The organism is Romboutsia sp. MSSM.1001216sp_RTP31141st1_G3_RTP31141_220114, from assembly GCF_039031195.1.
Taxonomy (GTDB): Bacteria; Bacillota; Clostridia; order Peptostreptococcales; family Peptostreptococcaceae; genus Romboutsia_C; species Romboutsia_C hominis.
Genome location: NZ_JBCIUO010000003.1, coordinates 217,561 through 241,336, shown reverse-complemented (window position 1 = coordinate 241,336; position 23,776 = coordinate 217,561). Strand labels below are relative to the sequence as shown.

General features: G+C 25.9%; 17 protein-coding genes, 3 tRNA genes and 1 riboswitch. Of the genes, 16 read left to right on the top strand and 4 right to left on the bottom strand.

All coding sequences use genetic code 11. The features are described 5' to 3' along the window. Positions 1-22: 22 nt before the first annotated feature. The 11 genes from ABCP60_RS08050 (at position 23) to ABCP60_RS08000 (ending at position 13,215) form a co-directional block, all read left to right on the top strand. The gene (locus ABCP60_RS08050) at positions 23-2,326 is read left to right on the top strand and encodes a glycoside hydrolase family 2 TIM barrel-domain containing protein (protein WP_343101572.1); all 2,304 of its coding nucleotides are present in this window, start codon (positions 23-25) and stop codon (positions 2,324-2,326) included. 78 nt (positions 2,327-2,404) lie between these two features. Next, positions 2,405-4,132 (top strand): glycoside hydrolase family 3 N-terminal domain-containing protein, encoded by a 1,728-nt coding sequence (locus ABCP60_RS08045; RefSeq protein WP_343101571.1) that lies wholly within the window; start codon positions 2,405-2,407, stop codon positions 4,130-4,132. Positions 4,133-4,530: 398 nt separating this feature from the next. Further along, the gene (locus ABCP60_RS08040; RefSeq protein WP_166505645.1) at positions 4,531-5,460 is read left to right on the top strand and encodes a zinc ABC transporter substrate-binding protein; all 930 of its coding nucleotides are present in this window, start codon (positions 4,531-4,533) and stop codon (positions 5,458-5,460) included. 8 nt (positions 5,461-5,468) lie between these two features. Continuing rightward, positions 5,469-6,191 (top strand): metal ABC transporter ATP-binding protein, encoded by a 723-nt coding sequence (locus ABCP60_RS08035; protein WP_092925151.1) that lies wholly within the window; start codon positions 5,469-5,471, stop codon positions 6,189-6,191. 17 nt (positions 6,192-6,208) lie between these two features. Next, positions 6,209-7,036 (top strand): metal ABC transporter permease, encoded by an 828-nt coding sequence (locus ABCP60_RS08030; RefSeq protein ID WP_092925153.1) that lies wholly within the window; start codon positions 6,209-6,211, stop codon positions 7,034-7,036. A 182-nt stretch (positions 7,037-7,218) separates the two neighbouring features. Beyond that, positions 7,219-7,294 (top strand) — tRNA-Lys (locus ABCP60_RS08025). Positions 7,295-7,298: 4 nt separating this feature from the next. Further along, a tRNA-Val gene (locus ABCP60_RS08020) sits at positions 7,299-7,374 on the top strand. 81 nt (positions 7,375-7,455) lie between these two features. Next, positions 7,456-7,531, top strand: a tRNA-Lys gene (locus ABCP60_RS08015). A gap of 130 nt (positions 7,532-7,661) precedes the next feature. Beyond that, complete coding sequence (locus ABCP60_RS08010; protein ID WP_195238270.1) at positions 7,662-11,228, top strand: AAA family ATPase; 3,567 nt, start codon at positions 7,662-7,664, stop codon at positions 11,226-11,228. 142 nt (positions 11,229-11,370) lie between these two features. Next, a complete protein-coding gene (locus ABCP60_RS08005; protein WP_166505642.1) occupies positions 11,371-12,741 on the top strand; it encodes a GTP pyrophosphokinase in 1,371 nt (456 codons plus the stop codon). A gap of 111 nt (positions 12,742-12,852) precedes the next feature. Next, complete coding sequence (locus ABCP60_RS08000) at positions 12,853-13,215, top strand: hypothetical protein (RefSeq protein ID WP_092925159.1); 363 nt, start codon at positions 12,853-12,855, stop codon at positions 13,213-13,215. 26 nt (positions 13,216-13,241) lie between these two features. On the opposite strand, the gene ABCP60_RS07995 is transcribed toward ABCP60_RS08000, so the two are convergent. Further along, entirely contained in the window at positions 13,242-14,108 is an 867-nt protein-coding gene (locus ABCP60_RS07995) for an aldose 1-epimerase family protein (protein ID WP_343101570.1), read from the bottom strand. 193 nt (positions 14,109-14,301) lie between these two features. Here ABCP60_RS07995 and ABCP60_RS07990 point away from each other — a divergent pair, with 193 nt between their 5' ends. The 4 genes from ABCP60_RS07990 to ABCP60_RS07975 all read left to right on the top strand — a co-directional run bounded on the left by ABCP60_RS07990 (position 14,302) and on the right by ABCP60_RS07975 (position 19,354). Next, positions 14,302-14,562 (top strand): hypothetical protein, encoded by a 261-nt coding sequence (locus ABCP60_RS07990; protein WP_092925163.1) that lies wholly within the window; start codon positions 14,302-14,304, stop codon positions 14,560-14,562. A 282-nt stretch (positions 14,563-14,844) separates the two neighbouring features. Continuing rightward, positions 14,845-15,630, top strand: coding sequence for a PIG-L family deacetylase (locus tag ABCP60_RS07985; RefSeq protein ID WP_166505640.1), 786 nt, complete (start codon positions 14,845-14,847; stop codon positions 15,628-15,630). A gap of 111 nt (positions 15,631-15,741) precedes the next feature. Beyond that, positions 15,742-17,814: a DEAD/DEAH box helicase gene (locus tag ABCP60_RS07980; protein WP_343101569.1), complete on the top strand. Its 2,073-nt coding sequence runs from the start codon at positions 15,742-15,744 to the stop codon at positions 17,812-17,814. A 181-nt stretch (positions 17,815-17,995) separates the two neighbouring features. Next, a complete protein-coding gene (locus ABCP60_RS07975; RefSeq protein ID WP_343101575.1) occupies positions 17,996-19,354 on the top strand; it encodes an MATE family efflux transporter in 1,359 nt (452 codons plus the stop codon). Positions 19,355-19,529: 175 nt separating this feature from the next. On the opposite strand, the gene ABCP60_RS07970 is transcribed toward ABCP60_RS07975, so the two are convergent. After that, positions 19,530-19,730, bottom strand: coding sequence for a cold-shock protein (locus ABCP60_RS07970; RefSeq protein WP_092925171.1), 201 nt, complete (start codon positions 19,728-19,730; stop codon positions 19,530-19,532). A 215-nt stretch (positions 19,731-19,945) separates the two neighbouring features. Between ABCP60_RS07970 and ABCP60_RS07965 the strand changes: the two genes are divergently transcribed. Beyond that, complete coding sequence (locus ABCP60_RS07965) at positions 19,946-21,115, top strand: MFS transporter (RefSeq protein ID WP_166505637.1); 1,170 nt, start codon at positions 19,946-19,948, stop codon at positions 21,113-21,115. A 36-nt stretch (positions 21,116-21,151) separates the two neighbouring features. On the opposite strand, the gene ABCP60_RS07960 is transcribed toward ABCP60_RS07965, so the two are convergent. Together ABCP60_RS07960 and thiC are read right to left on the bottom strand one after the other, a co-directional pair. Beyond that, on the bottom strand, positions 21,152-22,108 hold the full coding sequence (locus ABCP60_RS07960; protein ID WP_092925175.1) for a calcium/sodium antiporter: 957 nt from the start codon (positions 22,106-22,108) through the stop codon (positions 21,152-21,154). 138 nt (positions 22,109-22,246) lie between these two features. After that, the gene (gene thiC, locus ABCP60_RS07955; protein ID WP_092925177.1) at positions 22,247-23,560 is read right to left on the bottom strand and encodes a phosphomethylpyrimidine synthase ThiC; all 1,314 of its coding nucleotides are present in this window, start codon (positions 23,558-23,560) and stop codon (positions 22,247-22,249) included. Positions 23,561-23,670: 110 nt separating this feature from the next. Next, positions 23,671-23,773: riboswitch (TPP riboswitch) on the bottom strand. Positions 23,774-23,776 lie beyond the last annotated feature (3 nt).

The following is a 23,776-nucleotide window of genomic DNA, read 5'->3' as shown; positions in this document are numbered from 1 at the left end:
TGTTTTACAAAGGGGAGATATTATGAGAAATATTATTAACATCAATGACAATTGGAAATTTGTAAAAGAAGATATTAAAGAAGCTTATATAAAAGATATTAATTTAAGCACTTGGGAAAATATAAGCATCCCCCATACTTGGAATGCTATAGATGGAATAGATGGAGGCAATGATTTTTATAAGGGAGCTTGCTGGTATAGAAAAGAGATATTTATAAATAAAGAATATGAAAATAAGAAAATATATATAGAATTAAATGGATCAAACAGTATAACAAATGTATACTTAAATGAAAAACATTTAGGAGAGCATAAAGGAGGATATTCTACTTTTAGATTTGATATAAGTGATGTAGTAGAATATGGAAAAGTCAATACAATAGCAATTAAAGTAGATAACTCTATAGTTGATGATGTATATCCTATATGGGCAGATTTTACATTCTATGGTGGTATATACAGAGATGTTAATCTAGTTGTTACAGATAAAACTCATTTTGAATTAATGAATGAAGGTTCTTTAGGAGTATATGTGTCACAAGATAATATAACTAAAGAAAGTGCAAGCATAACTGTAAAATCAATAATAAAAAATGATTGTGAAAAAGAAGAAGCTATAAAATTATGGATAGATGTATTAGATAAAGAAGGAAATATTGTAAAATACAATGCAAAAGATATATTATTAAACCCAAATGAATCTAGGGAAATATCACTACCAATAAATATAGAAAACCCTATACTATGGCATGGGGTAAAAAATCCATATTTATATAATGTAAAAGCATACATAATGAAAGATAATGATGTATTAGATGAATTAATAATACCAACAGGGTTTAGATACTATAGATTTGATGCTAAAGAAGGATTCTTCTTAAATGGAGAACATATGAAGTTAAATGGTGTTTCTAGACATCAAGATAGAAAAGATAAAGGTTGGGCACTAAGCAAAAAGGATCATGAAGAAGACATGAAACTTATAAAAGAAGTAGGTGCTAACTCAATACGTTTGGCTCATTATCAACACGATCAATACTTCTATGATTTATGTGATAGAGAAGGTATGATAATATGGGCGGAAATACCATTTATATCAGTTATGTCAAAGACTGATTTAAAAGGTGAAAATGCTAAGAGCCAATTAGTTGAATTAATACGTCAAAACTATAACCATTCAAGTATAGTTATGTGGGGAGTACAAAATGAAATACAAATAGGTGGTATAACTGACGAGCTTAGAACTCTAGTTAAAGAACTTCACCAACTAGCTAAAAAAGAAGATAGTACTCGTTTAACTACTCAAGCACAAGTTATGATGGTTGAAAATGAAGATGAGTTTCATAATTATACAGACATAATGGCTTATAACAAATATTATGGATGGTATCAAGGTGAAGTTGAAGAATTTGCTCAATGGTTAGATGATTTTAATAAGGTAAATCCAGATACTTGTATAGGTATATCAGAATATGGTGCAGAAGGAATAATTAAGTATCATACAGATAATCCACAAGTAAAGGATTATACAGAAGAGTACCATGCACTATATCATGAAAAAGTAATGAAGATATTTAATGAAAGAAAATTTGTATGGGGTACATACGTATGGAATTTCTTTGACTTTGGTTCTGATTTTAGAGATGAAGGTGGAGTTAAAGGAAGAAATAATAAAGGTTTAATAACATTTGATAGAAAAGTTAAAAAAGACGCATTTTATATGTACAAATCACTTTGGTCAGATGAAAAATTCGTTCATATAAATAGTAAAAGATATATTGATAGAGAAAATAAATTTATAAATGTCAAAGTATACTCTAACTTAAATGAATTAACTTTATTTGTAAATAACGAAGAAGTAGCTACATTAAATTCAAATCATATATTTAACTTTGAAAATATAGAGTTAGTAGATGGACAAAATGAAGTAAAAGTAGTGGCAAAGAGTGAAGGCAAAGTTTACACGGATTTTGCTATATTTAATAAAGTAGATGAAAGAAATTCTATTTATGACTGTCCAGAAGATAAAGGTGGAGTAGTTACAAATTGGTTTAATGATGATAAAAACAAGTTTGATGATGTTGAAATTAAAGAACTTAATATTACAGATGATGTATATTCAACAAAATGTAAATTTAAAGAATTAATGGCCAATGAAGAAACTAAATCTATAATTGAAAAATATTTTGGACAAATTCTAGAGGGCCCAACTGCAGGTATGTTAGAAGGTATGACAATTGATCAATTAGCAGAATTAGCAGGTGGTCAGATAAGTGATAAATTTATATACGTATTAAATTCAGAATTAGTTAATATTAAAAAATAGTAATCAAATAAGGTATATAAATTTTATATACCTTATGATTATAAATCTAAAAAGACATTTATTAAAAGGGGGATTAAAATGAGAATAGATTTAAAAGCAAAACCATTTTACTTAGAAGATGAGGATATCAAGTGGGTAGAAGATACATTAGCGGGATTATCTTTAGATGAAAAGATAGGACAAGTATTTGTAGATATGCTTTGGAATAACAATGAAGAAGAGATAAAAGAGCGTATTAATAAATATGGCATGGGAGGATTTAGATATTCTAATATGTCAGCAGATAAGTTATATGAACAAAATATGACTATACAAAATACTAGTAAAATACCAGCACTTATAGCAGCTAATATAGAAGCTGGAGGAGATGGTGGTATTGGTGGTGGAACACATATAGGATACCATGTAACAATAGGGGCTACACAAGATAAAGAAAATGCATACAAATTAGGATATTATGGATGTAAGGAAGCAGCTGCTATAGGATGCAACTGGACTTATGCACCTATAGTTGATATAAATAAAAACTGGAGAAACTGTGTTGTATCTAGCCGTTGTTTCTCAAGTGATGCAGATGTTGTACTTGAAATGTCAAAAGAATATTTAAGAGGTGCAAATGATGCAGGTCTTGCTTGTTGTATGAAACATTTCCCAGGAGATGGATTAGATGAGCGTGATCAACACATAGTTACAACTAATAATATGATGAGTTGTGAAGAGTGGGATAATGAATTTGGTAAAGTATATAAGGGAATGATAGATGCAGGTGTTGAATCTGTAATGATAGGACATATAAGACTTCCAGAATACTCAAGAAAGTTGAAGCCAGGCATAAAAGATAATGAGATAATGCCAGCTACTATAGCACCTGAATTATTACAAGGATTACTTCGTGAACAATTAGGATTTAACGGATTAATACTTACTGATGCAACTCATATGGTAGGACTTACTTCTATGATAAGAAGAGAAGATATGATACCTACAACAATAGCATCAGGATGCGATATGATACTTTATTATAGAGATAAAGATGAAGATGTTGAAGCTATGAAAAAAGGACTTGAAAATGGAATATTAACTCATGAGCGTTTAGATGAAGCTGTTACTCGTGTACTTGCATTTAAAGCTATGTTAAAATTACATAAGAAAAAAGAATCAAATACATTAATGCCACCAAAAGAAAATTTATCTGTTATAGGATGTGAAAAACACTTAGAAGTAGCAAAAGATGTAGCAGATAAAGCTATAACTTTAGTTAAAAACACTAAAAATCAACTACCAATAACGCCAGAAACTCACAAAAGAATAATGCTATATACTGTAGACTCAACAGGGTTTGCATCTAAAGTATCAATGGCAGGAACAGGTAGCTTACAAGATAAAGTGAAAAATGAGTTAGAAGCACAAGGATTTGAGGTAGAAGTATTCGATCCAAATACATCTTTAAATGGAAAGCAATTATTAGCTATGACTCCAATAAAAGATTTTGTTGATAAGTTTGATGCAGTAATGCTGTTTGTAAATGTACAAGGATTCTCTCAAAGTAATGTACGTCGTATAACATGGGCTATGCCAATGGGTCCAGATATTCCTTGGTATGTTACAGAACTACCTACAGTATGTGTATCTGTAAATAATCCATTCCACTTAATAGATGTACCAATGGTACCAACATATATAAATGCATATACAGATAATGAAAATACTATACATCAAGTAATACAAAAGATAATGGGAAAATCTGAATTTAAAGGCGTAAGCTCAGTTGATGCATTCTGTGATTCTTGGGATACTCGTTTATAATTTTAATATAAATACTAAAATAAGAAATAAGCTATTTAATTAGCATAAAATATAAAAAAGCTATAAACTATAGGAATTAAAAACCAGAGTTTATAGCTTTTTTATGTATGTATTTCTTATATATAAATTAAATTAATATAAATTATAATAGATTATAAAATACATGAATAAAGTATATATAGGAAGATTTTAAAATTTTAAATATATATATAAAATCAGTTGATATAAACATCTATTATTGTTATTATAAATAACATAAAATGTAATATATTGACTAAATGAGTAAAAAGTTATAAAATATTCGATAATGATATTTATTATCAATTAAAAATGGTATAGATTAAATAAATAATATTTTGGATATAATTATAAAGATTTACATATGGAAGGAGAAATATATGAAAAAAATATTACTAGCATTATTATCAGTAATAACAATGATAAGTGCTGTAGCTTGTTCTAGTGGTAATAATACAGCTAAAGACAATGGGAAAATAAATGTTTACACAACAGTATTTCCTATATACGATTTTACAAGAAATATAGGAAAAGATAAGATAAATATAAATTATGTAGTTCCACCAGGAGTAGAACCTCATGACTATGAAATAACGCCAAAGCTTATGAAAGATATTCAAAATGCTGATTTACTTATAAAAAATGGATTAGGATTAGATAGCTTTGCAGATAAAATAAAAAGTGAAAATAAACTACAGATAGTAGATGCAAGTGAAGGTATAAAACCACTTACTTATGATGAAGAACAAAATCACGAAAAAGAGAATCATGAATCTCATAATCACGGGCAGTATGATCCTCATGTATGGTTAAATGTAGATTTAGCTATGAAAGAATGTGAAAACATAAAAAATGCTTTAATCAAAGCAGACGAAAAAAACAAAGACTATTATGAAAAAAATTATAATGAATATATAGAAAAGTTAAAAAAGCTAAAAAGTAATTATGATGAAAATTTAAAAGACAAAAAAAATAAGAGTATAATAGTATCTCATGGTGCTTATGGATATTTATGTGATGAATATAAAATAAATCAAATATCTATAACAGGAATTAGTCCAAATCAAGAACCATCTCTTAGCAAAATAAGTGAAATAGCTAACTATGCAAAAAAGAATAATATAAAATACATACTATTTGATGGTCTTGTAAATCCAAATGTAGCAAAAACTATAGCAGATGAGGCTAATATAAAAACAACAGTGCTATATTCAATAGACAATATAAGTAAAAAGGATTTTGACAATAATAAAGATTACATATCTTTAATGAATAAAAACTTAGAAACACTAAATTTAGTTTTAAAGTAGGGATAAATATGGATAAAGTAATTAAATTTAACGATGTAAGCTTTGGATATGAAGATAAAGTTATATTAGATAATATAAACTTAAATATAAATAAAGGTGATTACATAGGTATTATAGGGCAAAATGGTGTTGGTAAAAGTACTTTGCTTAAGCTTATGATAAATAAATTAAAACCAGTTAAAGGAAGTATTGACTTACTTAATAAAAATATAAATAACTTTGATGAATGGAATAAAATCGGTTATGTAGACCAAAAATCAAATTCATTTTCTAGTTCATTTCCTATAACAGTAGAAGAAGTAGTATCATTAAGTTTAGTATCTAAGGTAGGTTTGTTTAAAAGAGTAAGTAAAAAATACAAAAAAGAAGTTGATGAAGTTTTAAAATTAGTAGGAATGTATGAGTATAAAGATAGACTAATAGGAAGTTTATCAGGAGGTCAACAACAAAAAGTATTTATAGCTAGAGAACTTGTAAAATCACCTGAAATACTATTTTTAGATGAACCAACAGTTGGAATAGATGTAAACGGACAAAAAGAATTTTATAAAATACTAAAAGAGTTAAATAAAAAATTAAATTTAACTATAATAATAGTATCTCATGATTTATTTATAGTTAAAGAAGAAGTTAAAAAATTAGCATTAATAAAAAATAAAAAAATAGAATTAATAGAAAATAGCAAAAAAGATATAGATGAATCTATAATGCTTAATTTATTTAGTAGTTAAAGTGGGGAGGCAATATTTTGGAAATTTTTCAATATGATTTTATGGTAAGGGCACTTACAGCTTCCTTAATAGTTGGGCTTATATGTCCATTAATGGGAATGTTTATAGTATTTAAAAAATTATCGTTAATAGGAGATAGTCTGTCACATATAGCACTATCAGGTATAGCATCAGCTACTATAGTAGGTGTAAATCCTTTAATAGGATCTTTAGTAGCATCAAGTATAGCAGCTATAATAATAGATAGATTAAGAACATATTTAAAAGAATATGCAGATTTGTCAATAGCTATAATAATGGCTTTAGGAGTTGGAATATCAGGTATACTTATAAGTATATCAAATACAAACTTTGATTTATTCTCATTTATGTATGGAAGTATAGCTACAGTAAGTAGTGAAGATATAAAAATAATCATTATGGTAGCAATTATAATTATTTTATTTGTAAGTTTATTATTTAAAGAATTATTATATATAACATTTGATGAGGAAAATGCAAAATTTTCTAAAATACCTGTAAAACTTATTAACACAATATTTATGATATTAGTTGCAGCAAGCATAACAATAACACTTAGAATAGTTGGGGTATTATTAGTATCATCCCTTATTTCAATACCAGTAGCTACAAGCTTAAAAGTAGCAAAAAGTTTTAAACAATCAATATTTTATTCAGTATTATTTGGTGAGATAGCTATAATAAGTGGGGTATTAATATCTTTTTATTTAGACATAGCACCAGGAGGAACTATTGTTATAATAAGTGTATTAGAGCTTTTAGGAGTAACTGTATTTTCAAAGTTAATAAATTCTAAACATAAAAAAATAGTATTAAACAAATAATAAAAGAGTAGGTTACTACTCTTTTTAATTTTTAAATTTAAAATAATTCTAAAAAAGTAGAAAAATCAACAGATATAGAAAAAAATAAAATATAATTTGAAAAAATATACAAAAAGTGTTGACGAAACAAAAAAAAACGAATATAATAATATTTGTGGTTGAGAGAAGTAAACAAAACAAATGACCCATTAGCTCAGTCGGTAGAGCACCTGACTTTTAATCAGGGTGTCCCGCGTTCGAGTCGCGGATGGGTCACCACTTTGGGATTATAGCTCAGCTGGGAGAGCACCTGCCTTACAAGCAGGGGGTCACAGGTTCGAGCCCTGTTAATCCCACCAAAACTTATAGTTATTTAGATAGTAGAGCAGATAACTTGCAATGAGTAAGTTGCTGTAAGCTTATGTTATTAAATTATATAAGACCCATTAGCTCAGTCGGTAGAGCACCTGACTTTTAATCAGGGTGTCCCGCGTTCGAGTCGCGGATGGGTCACCAGTTTTGAAACCTCATAGATATCTATGAGGTTTTTTTGTAAAAAAATTATATTATATATATAAAATATAATTTTTGGGGTAAGAATATCTTAAGGCTATAAAAAATAATAAAACATTGAAGGGTGAATCATATGGAGAATGAACAAGACTTTATAAAACAAAAATTTAGTTATATAGAAAGAAAATTAAATAGAGAGCTTATAGGGCAAAAAAAATTTATCAAGGAAATATGTGAGTATTTTGAAGAAAAATTTATAAACAAAGAAAAAGGAATATTATTTTTAATAGGGGATAAAGAAACTGCTAAAAAAACTAGTGTAAGAAGGATATTTGAATACCTAAATAATTCAGATTTTATAGATAATACACATATACAAGAAATAGATTTAGCATCATATAATTTTAATTTAGGATATAGCGCATTTTTAACAGATTTATATGAAAAACTAAGTAGTGATTCTTCTTGTATACTATTTAAAAATAGTGAAAAAGCTAGTGAAGATATGCTAAATGTATTATCAAATGTATATCCAAATACTTGCTTAAACTTAGACAATAATTACATAATAAAAAATAAATTTTTAATACAAGCAAATGATGAAGATGAGGATACTATAAACAATATAGTTTGTCATAATAAGTTCTTAGTATATACAACTAATGATGAGAAGTTTAATATAGAAGAACACTTTACTAAGTCATTTAGCAATAACATAGATAAAGTATTATATACTAAGCCTCTTAATAAGGAGGAAAGAAATAAAATAGTAAAAAGAGAAGTTCTAGAAACTATAAAAATAAAAGAAGAAAATCACAACGTAAAAATAGTATTAGATATTAAAGAAGATGATCAAAGCGATGAATACTTTGGAATTTGCAAATACTTACAAGAAACATATAAAAAAGATTCAAATTTTGGAATTAGTGAATATGTATCTTACAAGCTATGTAAACCCTTAACAAACTTGATTTTAAAAGAAAATATTAAAGAAAATAGTACAATATTAATATATGTAGATAATGACGAAATATATTGCAACATAAAAAATGAAATATTCTCACTTAGTGATTATTCAACACCTACATTAGAAGAAGTTGAATACAAATTAAATTCTATTATAGGAATGAAAGATTTAAAAGAATTTTTAACAAGCGTTAAAAACAACTACAAAGTACAAAAAATTAGGGAAAGACTTGGACTAAAAACATCTAATATATCATTAAATATGATATTTGCAGGTAATGCAGGAACAGGTAAAACTAATGCAGCTAGAGTAACTTTTGAATATTTAAATGCACTAAATATATTATCTAAAGGTATATATAGGGAAGTTAGCAAAGCTGATTTTGTAACAGAAAACCCAGCAGAAACAGCTAAAAGAACTATAGATATAATAAATTCTGCTATGGGAGGAGTATTATTTATAGATGAAGCATACTCACTATGTGAAAGTGATGATGATAAAGTAGGAAAAGAAATAATAGATGCATTATTAAAAGGTATAGAAGATAATAGAGATGATTTAGTTGTAATACTTGCAGGATATGAAAAAGATATGGATGAATTTTTAGCATTTAATCCAGGTCTTAAATCAAGATTTTTAAACACTATACATTTTGAAGATTATACTCCGTATGAAATGTATGAGATAGCTTTAAATATTGCAAAATCAAAAGGATATAGAATAGCAAAAAACGTTAAAAATGAATTAATAGACTTATTTGCCAAAAATCAAATAAGTGGTAAAAATGATTTAGGTAATGCTAGATTTGTAAGAAATATAGTTGAAAATGCTATATTAGATGCATCTAAAAAGTATATAAATGATAAAAGTAAGGAAATAGATTTGCTAGAAAGAGACAATTTCAACTTTAAAGCAAAAGCAAAATTTAATTTAGAAGAAAGACTAAGCCAAATAGTAGGTTTAAATGAAGTTAAAAGCTTACTTAGAAACCAATATAAGCTTATAGTTGCACAAGAGAAGAGAAAAGCAGCGGGAATAGATACTAAAATAGAGCAAAACTTAAATATGGTGTTTGTAGGTAATCCAGGAACAGGTAAAACTAGTATAGCAAGATTAGTATCAGAAATGTTAAATAGCATGGGTCTTTTAAAGGTAGGTCAGATGATAGAAACGGATAGATCAAGTTTTATATCAGAGGTACCAGGTGAAACTAGTAAAAAGACTGAAGAAAAGTTTAAAGAGGCTATAGGAGGAGTTTTATTTATAGATGAGGCCTATACATTAGCTAATGATTCATTAGGTAGAGAGGCTACAGAAACACTTCTTAAGCTTATAGAAGACTATTCTAAAGAGGTTGTAGTAATACTTGCAGGATATGAAGAAGAGATGGAAGATTTCTTTGATGTTAATATAGGATTAAAATCAAGATTCCCAATTTGGACAACTTTTGAAGATTACAACCCAAATGAACTATTAGAAATGGCTATTAATTTAATAGATTCAACAGGATTCAAATTATCTAAAAATGCATATGTATCTCTTAAAAAAAGCTTTGAAGATATATATGAAGAATCCGATTCTACATCAGGAAATGGTAGAATGGTTAGAAATTATGTAGAAAATCTAATAAGAAATCAAAGCATAAGAATAGCAGAAGAAAACATAAGCACTTATGAAATGAATCTAATTACAACTAAAGATATAGAAAAAATTAAAGTATCAGAGTATGAGTTTGATTTAGAAGAAAAACTTAAATCTCTTAAAGGAAATGAAAAAGCAAAAGAATTTTTAAGAAATGAATATAAACTTATTAAAATACAAGAAAAGAGAGTAAAACTAGGCAAAAAAAATAATAGAAATAAGTATAGTAACATAGTATTTACAGGAAATGTAGGAACAGGTAAAAAATCTATTTTAAACATATTAGCAGAAATGTATTACTCAAGGGATATGATAAAGTCTAAGAATATAGTAGAAATTGATATAAGAGAAATAATAGGTGAAATAAATAGTGGCTTAAAATTAGAAGATATACTAAATAAATCTTTAGGTAAAATAGTATTAATAGATAAGGCTCACTTATTATTAGATATTAATAATTACAAAGAAATAATTTCTATACTTTTAAAATTTATAGATAACAATAAAAATAAAATAAAAATAGTTTTATCTGGCCAAAAAGATAAAATGAAAGAATTAGTTTTATTAAATGAGTCTTTAAATTATAGATTCCCTATATGGTTAGACTTTGAGGACTATACAAATATTGAATTATATGAAATATGCCTAGACATATTAACTAATAAAGGATTTATATTAAGTAAAGAATCAAAAGACAGCTTAAAAGAAGTGATCTATAGTCTTTACGAAAATGATAATTTAAAGCTTAGAAATAGTCTTATGATAAAAAATTATATAGAAAAATTAGTAAGAGTTCAAAGTGTAAGGGTATATGACAACAATATATTACAAAGAGATATAAATAATATAGAAGTAGAAGACATAATAAGTAGCAAAGAAATATTTGTAAATGAAAATACATTTATAAGTAATAATGTAGAGCCAATTGCTGATAATAATTTAAAAGAGAATTATAAAATTAATAACTCTAATGAAAATTTATCCTATGATGTAGGAAATGAATTATTAAAGATAAAAAATTTATACGACTTAGGTGTAATAGATGAAGTAGAATTTAAAATACTTAAGGGAAAAATAATAAATAATATATAATGTATGCTAAAAATGAGTATTTACTAAATTTATTTAAAATACTCATTTTGGTATAAGTATACAGTAAAATTTAAAAAGGACATTTGATAAATGTCCCTTTTTTGTGTAAAATTTAAGTACTAAAAAGAAATAGGAGAATATTATGAGCCTTAAAGAATTTGAATTTATAGACGAGTCAATTGATTTATTAAACTCCTTAACACCTACATTAAATATGCTATCAAAAGAACTAGAGAACTATTTTGAAAATATACTTGAATCTAGTGACCAAGAATATTTAAATGTTAATTCAAGAGTAAAAACAGAATATAGTTTAAGAGAAAAAATAATAAGAAATAGATATTTAAAAAGATATGAGACACCACAAGAGCTTATACATAATCTATCAGACTTAATAGGTGTAAGACTAGAGTGTAGATTTATAGAAGAAGAGAAATTAATATATAAAGTATTAAAGTCTTATTTTGATACTACAGATGATAATATATATTTTTATAATAAAAGTAATGACAAGGTTAAGATAAGGCTAGATAAAGAGCAGCCACGAAAACAAAAAAATGGATTTGAAATATATAGAATAAATGGTTTATTTACATATGGAAAAAACAAAATAAATTTTGAAATACAGATAAAATCCATGGTAAATATATTTTGGAGTGATATAGAACATCAAGTTATATATAAAAATAATACTTATGTAATGGTAGATAAATTTTTAAGTGATGTTATGGCATCAATAAAAAATAATCTAGCAATGATAGACAACCAGCTTTTATCTGTTTATAAATCTTTTAATGAAAACACTTCAAAAGATAAAACATTAAAGCAAAAGTCTATGGAAAAGTTTTTAGCTAAAATTGCATATGATACTTTTGCTGAAAAAATGGAAAAAGATATAGGATTTATAGTAGATTTTAAAAAGCCTTGTGAAACTATTATAAACTATTCATTTAATAAGAATAAAGATGGCTTAGATATAAGTGAAGATACAACAATACAAGGTCTTATGAGGCTAAATGAGATAGCCAAGAAAGATATAGACTTTAACTCTAAAATAAAATTTGGTAAGAGCCCTGAATTTGAAGATGAATTTTGTGAAAAACTAGGTAGCTTTATAATGAGCAAGCTAAACTGTGAATTTATATGGAACTTATTCTTTAGGATATTATTTGAAGTAGAACCTCTTAATAATAAAAAGGATTTTGAAAACTTTATATTATTTATAAAAGAAAAAATAGTTCCTATAAAACATCAAGGTAAGCTAGAGCTTAATTTTAAATCAGATAGTAAATATATATTACATGATATATATATGGAGGTAGCAAGTACATTAATACAAATAGATTCTATAGAGATATTATATGAACAAAGTTTAGATAGTATAAATAATGTAGTTAGAAATGAAATAAATAGCATATGTAGAAATATAGACTCTTATAATGAATACAAAATAAAACGAGATAAGTATATGGATAACATAAATAGAAAAATTAAAGATGCTATAATTGGATAAAAATAAAGAGTTGCTTTATAAGGCAGCTCTTTATTTTTATAATATAAATTAGAAATTATGTAGAAAAAAGTAATATTGTATGATATTTTATATATGGAAAGGATGATTTAAGTGAAAGCTAAGAGTAAGGATAATGTAGTTATTTCATCTTTATTATTTTCTATATTAGCTCTAGTTGCATATAAATTGTTTTATGATGTAAATATGCCACTATTTTGGGTAGCTTTTGTATGTGAAAGACTTTATAGCTTAGGAGCTAAAGAAGATTTTGACAGATGCTTAGACGATTTAGACTATGATGAAGACAATAAAAAGATTTTAATAAAAATTATAGGATTAATAGTCATTATAATAGGTATATTTATTTATATAACTTTTACAGAACCAAAAATATTAATTTACATAGCAATAGGCGAAGTTGTAGATATAATTATACAAAAACCATATAAAAAATTAATTAATAAAGATAATTAACATATAGAAAAAGAGTAAGTTAATCCTTACTCTTTTTCTATAGTTATAGTATATAAACTATTAAATGACTCTAAAGGTTTAAGTTTATTTATATAAGCTTTGTTAGTATATATTTTATCCGAATTTACACTGTCAGCTAGTCCAAACCATGGTTCAATACATACAAATGGAGCAGTAGAGTTTGTATCTTTGTAGTAAGGAGTCCATATTCCAACTAGTGGAAAATCTTTAAAATTAAGGTTTATGTAATCTTTAGATTTATTAGATTTTAAGTTAATACTATCTATATTAGTATATATTAATGCATCCTTTTCAAAAATCTTAGGTTCTAATCTTAAATTATTTAAATTATAAACTTCTTTTACACTATTAAAATAAGGACCCTCTAAGTTTATTCTTTTTACTATATCTCTAGATTTAAACTCTAGGTAGTAATTGCACAAATCATCATATATATTAAATGCCGGGTGTGCTCCTATTGAAAAATACATATCTTTTGTATCTTTGTTTAAAACAATCCAATTAGTATTTATGCTATTATTAATAATAGTATATTTTATTAAAAGTTCAAAAGAATAAGGATATAGTTTTTTAGTTTCATCACTAGATATTAATCTATAAGTTATTGAGGTATTATCATTATAAATAATTTCAAAATCCATATCTCTAGCAAATCCATGTTGACTCATATTATAGAACTTATCTTCTATATAAGTTTTGTTGTCTTTTAATCTACCGACTATAGGAAATAATATAGGAGAGTGTCTTGACCAATGAGTGCTATCTCCATTCCATAGTATTTCCTTTTTTAGATCTTTAGAGTATATTCTAGTTAGTTCAGCACCACTATTTTTAGATTCTATTATAAGTTTATCATTTTCTAATATATTCATATTATCACCTCTTAGATAAGCATATTATATATAATATAATTTCGCAATATATGTAAAGGTTAAATAAACTTATATTAGAGAAAATAACTTTATAAATATTGTTATGCTGTATATTTAAATGATATAATTATGAATTAACAAATACTATGTAAGTATATAATATATAGTAGTTTAACTAGAAAGGAAGTTTAACATGGAAGAAATATACAGATTAATAGAAGAGAAAATAAAAAATTCTGGATACCAAAGAAGTGTAAGTGGTGAAGAAATATATGAAGAAATATGTGATGAAATAGAAGATAAAGATAATGGTAGCTACATATTTATGTCTAAGAAAGAAGATGATGTTTTATTTGAATATAAAATAGACGTAATGGATGAAAATTTTAATTTATCTTATTTAGATATAAATTCACCAGAAGGAAAGTTTCATATAGATTTTGATGCAGAGTAATAAAAAATGTAAGTTTTTATTAAATAGAGTAAAAGAAATAGGGGATAAATAGTGATATGGCTAATTATCCCCTATTTCTTTTCAATTATTAAAATTATTAAGGGTATAAAGCTTAATTTATATAAAAAACATTTAAAAAGTAACAAAAAAATTTCAAAACGGTAACAAAAAAATTTCAATATATTAAATTTCATATAATTTAGATGTAAAGTATGCTAATATAAAATAAGCTTAAAGACGACTATTTTCGACATATAAATAAAAATAGTAGGTGGTGTGAAAATGAAAGACAAAAAAGATAAAAAAATAATGGGGATAATAATAGTTGTGTTAGTAATATTTGGTGTACATACAGCATACTCTCAGTATAATAATGGCAATATTAAAAGATTTAAAGATCATGTGGTATTTTACCCACAACATCAAGATGATGAGGTTTTATGGGGAGGAACTGCTATAGTAGATGCTATTAAAGAATGTGGAACGGACAATGTATATGTAACTTTAGTATCAGATGGGTCGGGAGTTAATGTGTTTAAAAATAACCCAAAATTTAAGGGTATAGATAGAAAAGAAAAAGAAAGACTAAGAAACAATGAGTTTAAAGCATGTCTAAATAAACTAGGAGTAAAAAAAGATAATGTAATAATACTAGCAGATGAAGCTAAAAAACCAGGAACTCATTATGATCTAATGGAAAAGACTATACTAAACTTTGAAAAAAAGTTAGGAAGCGTTACACATATAGCACATCACTATAAATATGATGATCATATAATGCACAGAAAAAATGGTCAAGTATTAAAAAAGCTTAGTGATGAACATAAAGTAGATGATGCAAGATATTTTATGAAGCCTAACTATGTATCAAATATACCTAACGATAAAAGAGATATATACAAAGTTAATAATATGAAGGACTATAATACAGTAAAGAGTGCTTTAGAAGAATATAAAAATGTAGATAATAAAAATGAAAAGTATGGAATTGGATATACTTCAGCCCATAGTTACTTTGATTATTTATTAAATGATCCTAGTTTAACATCAATTTTAAGTATATATTAAGTAAAAAATAAGTGTAGGACACGTCCTACACTTATTTTTTACAAAAAGGGTAGCTTTTCTTTTTTTATAGTGATAAATTAGATTTACAAAAAATTAAACAAGGTGGATAAAATGAATATAAATATAGAAGAAATATTAAAAACATATACAGATAGAAGTAAATACAATTCTGGACATTACATATACAAAAATGGAGTAATTTTAAATAATTATGCTAAACAAAATGGCAGTAAATGTATATTTTATGGAACTGTGTTAGATGAACAAAGAAGAAGAGATTATACATCAATGATAAGTATAAATACTAAAACTAGAGAAATATCAAATGTAAGTTGTGATTGTTTTTCAGAGTCACAAAGTATAAAATCTAATAATTTATGCTCTCACATAGTAGCGATAGTACTAAAGGGTATAGAAGATTTAAATAATGATAAAGAATATGAAAGTAAAGAAGGCACAAAGTTAAATCCAAATATAACATTTAATATATTATCATCAAAAGATGGTTATATGAATGCAAGACTAGAAATAGATGGAATAAGTGAAGGTGAATATAAAAATATATATAATGCATATAAAGAAAACAATAAATTATATAGATTTAAAAGTGGAAATTACTTGGATTTAAGTGAGAAGAATTTAAAAGAATCATTAGAACTAATAGATACTTTGGGGATGTATGAAAATCTTACTTCTATGAAAATAGACAATAATAAATCACTATATCTAAAAAAATATATAGAAGATAATGATAGTTCTATTATAAAAGGAAGTCATAATATAGACAATATAGTCGAGAACTTTAAAAAAGTAGAAAATTTAAAAATTGATCAGCCTAATATAGATGCAAAACTTAGAGAGTATCAGATTGAAGGATATGAATTTTTAAAAACTTTGTCTAGATATGAGTTTGGAGGAATTTTAGCAGATGAGATGGGGTTAGGTAAAACAATACAAACAATAGCTTTTTTACAATCTAATGAAAATAAAAAAGCTATTGTATTAACACCAACATCACTTATTTATAATTGGCTTGAAGAATTTAAAAGATTTTCTCCTAATCTAAAAATAGGTCTAGCTTATAAGTCTAAAAGAGAGGATGTTATAAACTATATAGATAGTTATGATGTAATACTTACAACTTATACAACCTACAAAAACGATACAGAAAAATATAAAAATATAAAATTTGATTACTGTATAATAGATGAAGCCCAGAATATAAAAAATCCAGATTCTATAATAGCTAAGTCTGTAAAAAAAATTAATGCAAAAGTTAAGTTTGCACTAACTGGAACTCCAATAGAAAATAACTTAATAGAGTTATGGTCTATATTTGACTTTGTAATGCCAGGATATTTATATGATAAATCAAAGTTTAAAAAAATATTTTTAGACAAAGGTAATATAGACGATTTAAAAAAGCTTATAAAACCATTTTTATTAAGAAGAACAAAAAAAGAAGTTATAAATGAATTACCAGAAAAAATTGAGCAAAAGTATTATGTAGAGCTTAACAAAGAACATAAAAAGGCATACTTAGGTTTACTTAATTTAGCTAAAAATAAAATTCAAATAAATGATAATATGTCTGTATTATCTTACTTAACTAAGCTTAGACAGTTAGCAATAGCCCCTGAATTAATGGTTAAAAACTATGAGATAAAAAACTCTAAATTAGAGGTGCTTGTAAAATTGTTAAAAGAAAATAAAGACAAAAAAATATTAGTATTTTCACAGTTTACAAAAGTATTAGAGAAAGTAAAAGATAGATTAGACTATGAAAATATAAGCTATAGTTATTTAGATGGAAAAACTAACCCAAAAGATAGAGTTAATCTAGTTAATGACTTTAATAAAAATAATGATAATGTATTTTTAATATCGTTAAAAGCAGGAGGTACAGGTTTAAATTTAACTAGTGCATCTATAGTTATACACTTTGATCCATGGTTTAATCCTGCAGTAGAGAATCAAGCAAGTGATAGAGCTCATAGAATAGGGCAAAAAAATATTGTTAATGTTATAAAGCTAATATCTAAAGACACAGTAGAAGAAAAAATTATAAGATTACAAGAAATGAAAAAAGAATTAGTAAAAGAGCTTATAGATAGTAATATAGATAGTGGAAATATTCTTAGTAAAATGTCAGTAGATGATATAATGGATATAATGTTTGGTTAAAAATTAGAATATAAAATCAAAAATACGAAAAACTACATATAGATGTGATTAATCATAAAAAGGCTAGGATTAAATCTTAGTCTTTTTTATATACCTAAATAAGTAAATAAGTATATGTATTAACTTTTAAATAATACAAAAGATATATATGTAATTGTGAAAGGAATGAATATAAGTGTATATGACAAAAGATAAATTATTTTATAAAAGTATAATAGATATATCAATACCAATAGCTATACAAAATCTAATAACAGTATCTGTTAATATGGCAGACACTGTTATGTTAGGTAAATTAGGCGAAGTAGAGTTATCATCAGCAGCTATAGCTAATCATCTTTTTTTTATATTGATGATATTAATGTTTGGACTTTCTGGAGGCTCTAACGTTATGTGTTCTCAATATTATGGGAAAAAAGATATAAAATCAATACACAAGGTAATTACTATTACATACTGGCTAAGTATAGCACTATCAATATTATTTGTATTAGTGGCTATGGTTATGCCAGGTGCATTTATGAAGCTATTTACAGATGATATATCAGTTATATCAATGGGGGAGAAGTATATAAGGATAGTTAGTATAAGTTATGTATTCTATTCATTAACAGTTTCTACTGTTGGTGTACTTAGGTCCATTAAAACTGTTAAAATACCTATGATCATACATAGTATATCTTTATTTATAAATATATTTTTAAATTATATATTAATATTTGGAAGGGTTGGGATAAGTCCATTAGGAATTAAAGGAGCAGCTATTGCAACTGTTATATCTAGGATAATAGAATTTTTTATAATATTTGCATATATAATTTTTAAAGAAAGTAAAATAAAATATAGGTTAAATTATATTTTGAAAATAGATAAAATAATATTTAATGATTATGTAAAAGTAACATATCCCATATTTTTTAATGAACTATGTTGGTCAGTAGGATCGTCTATGATATCTATAATAGTTGGTAGGATGGGGACTAGTGTAGTTGCAGCAAATAGCATAAATAATGTAGTAAATCAATTTGCAACTTTATTTATACAAGGATTATCTAGTGCTTCATCAGTTATAATAGGTAATGCTATAGGTAAAGGAAACTATGAAAAAGTAAAAGAATATGCAAATACAATAAGCATACTAAGCATAATAGTTGGAGTTATATCAGCTTTAATGATTTATTTATGTAAGGATGCCATATTAGGATTTTATAATATATCACAAGAAACGAAATTAATATCAAAAGAAATAATGACAGCAACAGCTATAGTAGCATTATTTAGGTCTTTATCTTCAAATCTTATGATGGGTGTTTTAAGAGGAGGAGGAGATAATAAGTATGTATTTAAATATGAAATGATATTTATGTGGGGATTATCTATACCACTTGGATTTATAGGTGCATTTATATTTAATTTACCAATACCTATTGTATTTTTTCTATTAAAAAGTGATGAAATATTAAAAGGTATAGTTGGATTTATAAGAGTTAAAAGTGGCAATTGGATAAATGATGTAACTCGAGATAAAAAAGATATGTAAATTATATACTATAAAACATTGTATCTATAAATACTTTTGTATTTCTAAAAATGTCTATGTAAAAAATCACATAGACATTTTTAATTGTTGCTATATTCAGAAAATTTATAATTATTAAAATTAATAAATAAAAAAGACTCAAATAAATTTGAGTCTTTAAAACGTATCTATATGATTATAATATAGTTATGTTTTCAGCTTGAGGACCTCTAGCACCTTCAACTATATTAAAGCTTACTTTTTGACCTTCTTCTAAAGTTTTGAATCCATCAACTTGTATAGCTGAGAAATGAGCGAATACATCATCTCCACCTTCTACAGATATAAATCCAAATCCTTTTTCACTATTGAACCATTTTACTATTCCTTGAATCATTTTCAATTCTCCTATAAACCTACATCAAGATTATTTCTTGATTTACTGTAATTTAAGTGTAACACTTATTTAAGTAAATGTACACACTTTTTTTATTTATTTAAATAATTACCTTAAATACTAATAAATATACCTAAATTTTCTAAAAAATATAAAAAAATGATTGTACAAAAACTAACAATATTATGGTATATTCTTATAAGAGGAGGAATATTATGTCTAAATTTTATATAAAATACTTATGTATGTTTATAGGATTGGGGTCATTTATGACTTATTTACCTGTATACTTAGAAAAAACATTAAACTTTAGTCCATCGCAAATAGGGATTATAGTATCAATACCATCTATAATTGGTATAGCACTTGTACCTATATGGGGGATTATAAGTGATATTATAAAAAAACAAAAGCTTATATTATGGATAAATGTATTAGTAGCATTTTTACTGGGATATTTATATTCAAAAACAACGTCTTTTATACCGATATTTATAGTAGCGATATTTTTTGAAATGTTTAGAAATTCATTATTGCCACTTGCAGATACTATAACAACTTCATATTGTAAAGAACAAAATAAAAATTATGGAAAAGTAAGGGTATTAGGCTCTATAGGATATGCACTATCTGCTTTTATTTGTGGTCATATAATGAATTTAACAGGAAATGATTTGGCATTTTTCTACATGTTTATGTTTAGTATGCTACTATGTTTATTTATAACTCCATATTTAAATACACCTAAAGAAATGGAGTCTAAAGAAAAGTTAAATTTAAAAGTAGATATAAAAAAATTATTTACTAATAAACAATATGTGTTAATACTTTTAGCAAGTATAAGTATTGTTGCTTTAAGTGATGGGGTAAGCGCCTACCAAGGTATACATTTATTAAACTTAGGAGCAGGCAAGGAACTTGTAGGAATGTTGACTGTGTTTATGGTAGCTCCAGAACTTTATTTTATGGTTAAGACCAAAGATCTTTTAAAAAAATATGGAAATACAAAAATGATTACTGTAAGTGCAATTGCACTTTTTATTAGATGGATAATATATACATTTACAAATAATATAGCATTATTTATATTAGCATCAGCTTCTCATGGTGTAGCAATAGCTATAATGACTATAACTGTTTTTGACTTTATAGGAAACGTAGTAGAAAAAAAATTATACACTACAGCCATGACTATATACACTTTTTGTATAGGAATTGGGTCATCAGTTATAAAACTTATATATGGAAATATAATAGACTTATATGGAATGAAAGCCATATTTATATGCTCAATAATAATTTCTATCATAAGTTTTGGAATTATATTTGCAATAAATAAATTAGAATATAAGAATATAAATAATACAAATATAATAAGCGAATAAAAAGGAAGAACATAATTATGTTCTTCCTTTTTTAGATTACCTAACTATAGTATATATCATATATACTATATATAAAGCTATTAATATAAAACCTTGTTTTTTTACAAGACAATTATCTTTTTTCATAAAGATATAAAGTAAAACTGTTATAAATGTCATAAATATTATATCTATAAGAGCAAATGTACTTATAGATATCGGACTTATAGTTGTAGCTAAACCTAAAACTAAAAGTATATTAAATACGTTTGAGCCTATTACATTACCTATAGCTATTTCAGTTTCACCCTTTTTTATAGCCATAATAGAAGTAACAAATTCAGGAAGTGAAGTACCAACTGCAACTATTGTAAGTCCAACTAAGTTTGCACTCATACCAAATGATGTTGCAATAGTCGTGGCAGAATCAACAACCATATCTCCACCAACAATAATTCCTGCTATACCAATTAAACTTAATATAATTGTTTTAAACATAGGAACATCTTCACTTACTTCAGCTTCTATAGCTATAGCACTTTCACCACCAGATAAGTCTTCTTCATTATTAGAGTTTTTAGCACTTTTTACAGTATTTATTAAGAAGTAGGCAAATACTAATAAGAAAAAAATACCTTCAAATCTATTTATATGTAAATCAAGTGAAAATAGTAACAACATAAAGCTTATACCTATTAAAAATGGAGTATCTTTTTTTATAGTATCTTTTTGAACTGGTAACTTTGCAATTATTGCAGATACACCTAACACTACAAGTATGTTAAAAAAGTTAGAGCCTACGATGTTAGCAACACTCATATCATTTTGACCTGCTAATGAAGATGTAATACTTACTGCGGCTTCAGGTGCAGATGTACCCATAGCTACTATAGTAAGACCTATAACCATAGCTGGAACATTAAATTTTCTAGCAATTGAAGCAGCACCATCGACAAATATGTCAGCACCCTTTATAAGGAAAATAAAACCTAATATTAATATTATAAATGCCATTAATATTCCTCCAAAAATATATATTTATAAAGGACAGTATACCACTTTATGTATTCTTTTGTAAATCATTAAAATATGATGAAACTTAGTTATGCAAAGAATATAATAGATATTTATAATATTAAATTAAGTATGTAACTAATTATCTGCTCTTAATAAATTTAAGTCTTTACCACTCATTATTTTATTCATATTTCTCATAGAACACATCTTACCGCACATTGTACAGCTATCATCATGTTTAGGAGTTGACTCTTTTCTATATCTTCTAGCTTTTTGTGGGTCAATAGCAAGTTCAAACATTTTTTCCCAATCAAGTTCTTGTCTAGCTTTACTCATTTGATTATCTATATCTCTAGATTTAGGAATTTTCTTTGCGATATCTGCAGCATGAGCAGCTATTTTAGTAGCTATAATACCTTCTTTAACATCATCTAAGTTAGGTAGTCTTAAATGTTCTGCTGGGGTTACATAACATAAAAAGTCAGCTCCATAACTAGCAGCTAAGGCACCTCCAATAGCACTTGTTATATGATCATATCCAGGGGCTATATCTGTAACTATAGGACCTAGCACATAAAATGGTGCACCATGACAAAGTTTCTTTTCAAGTAACATATTAGACTCAATTTCATCTAATGACATATGTCCAGGACCTTCTATTATTACTTGAACATTTCGTTTCCAAGCTCTTAGAGTAAGTTCACCTAATATCATTAATTCTTTTATTTGACAAGCATCTGAAGAGTCATTTATAGACCCAGGTCTTAGAGCATCTCCAAGGCTTAATGTTAAGTCATATTCTTCGCATATATCAAGTAATTCATCAAAGTATTCATAAAAAGGGTTCTCACGTTGGTTAAGCTCCATCCAAGCATACATTAAAGAACCGCCTCTAGATACTATATTAGTAAGTCTTTTGTTTCTTTTAAAAACAGATGCAGTTTCTTTGTTTATACCAGCATGTACAGTAACGAAGTCTACACCATCATTTGCATGATTTCTTACTACATCTAAAAATTCTTTAGCAGTTATATCTTTTAATTCTTTATCGTAAAAACCAACAGCATCGTATATAGGAACAGTTCCTATCATAGCATTAGAAGATGATATAAGTTTTTTTCTAAATTCTTTGGTTTTACCAAAAGAACTTAAATCCATTATAGCTTCGGCTTTCATATCTAATGCCAAATTAACCTTTTTCATCTCTTCATCAATATCACAACAATCTTTTGATATACCTAAATTTACATTTATTTTGGTTCTTAGATTTTCGCCTACACCTTCAGGATTTAAAGATTTATGATTTTTATTAGCAGGTATTGCTACTTTACCTTTAGATATTAGCTCTCTCAAAATATTAACATCCATATTTTCTTTTTTTGCTACTATTTCCATTTCTTTAGTAATTATCCCCTTTTTAGCAGCATCCATTTGAGTAGTATACATCATATTAAAATCCCCCTTATTATATTTTAATAAATAAAAAAAGCCTTACCATAAGGCAAAGCTTCTCAAAATATGTATTAATAAATAGACTATATTTGTTTTATAGCTATTAATAAACACAAAAGTAACTTTCCTACGGTAGTATAAACTACATCAGGTTCGAAGGGTTAATGAATTTATCATTTCTCAGCCTAAAAGGCACCCCTAGTTAGATATCTT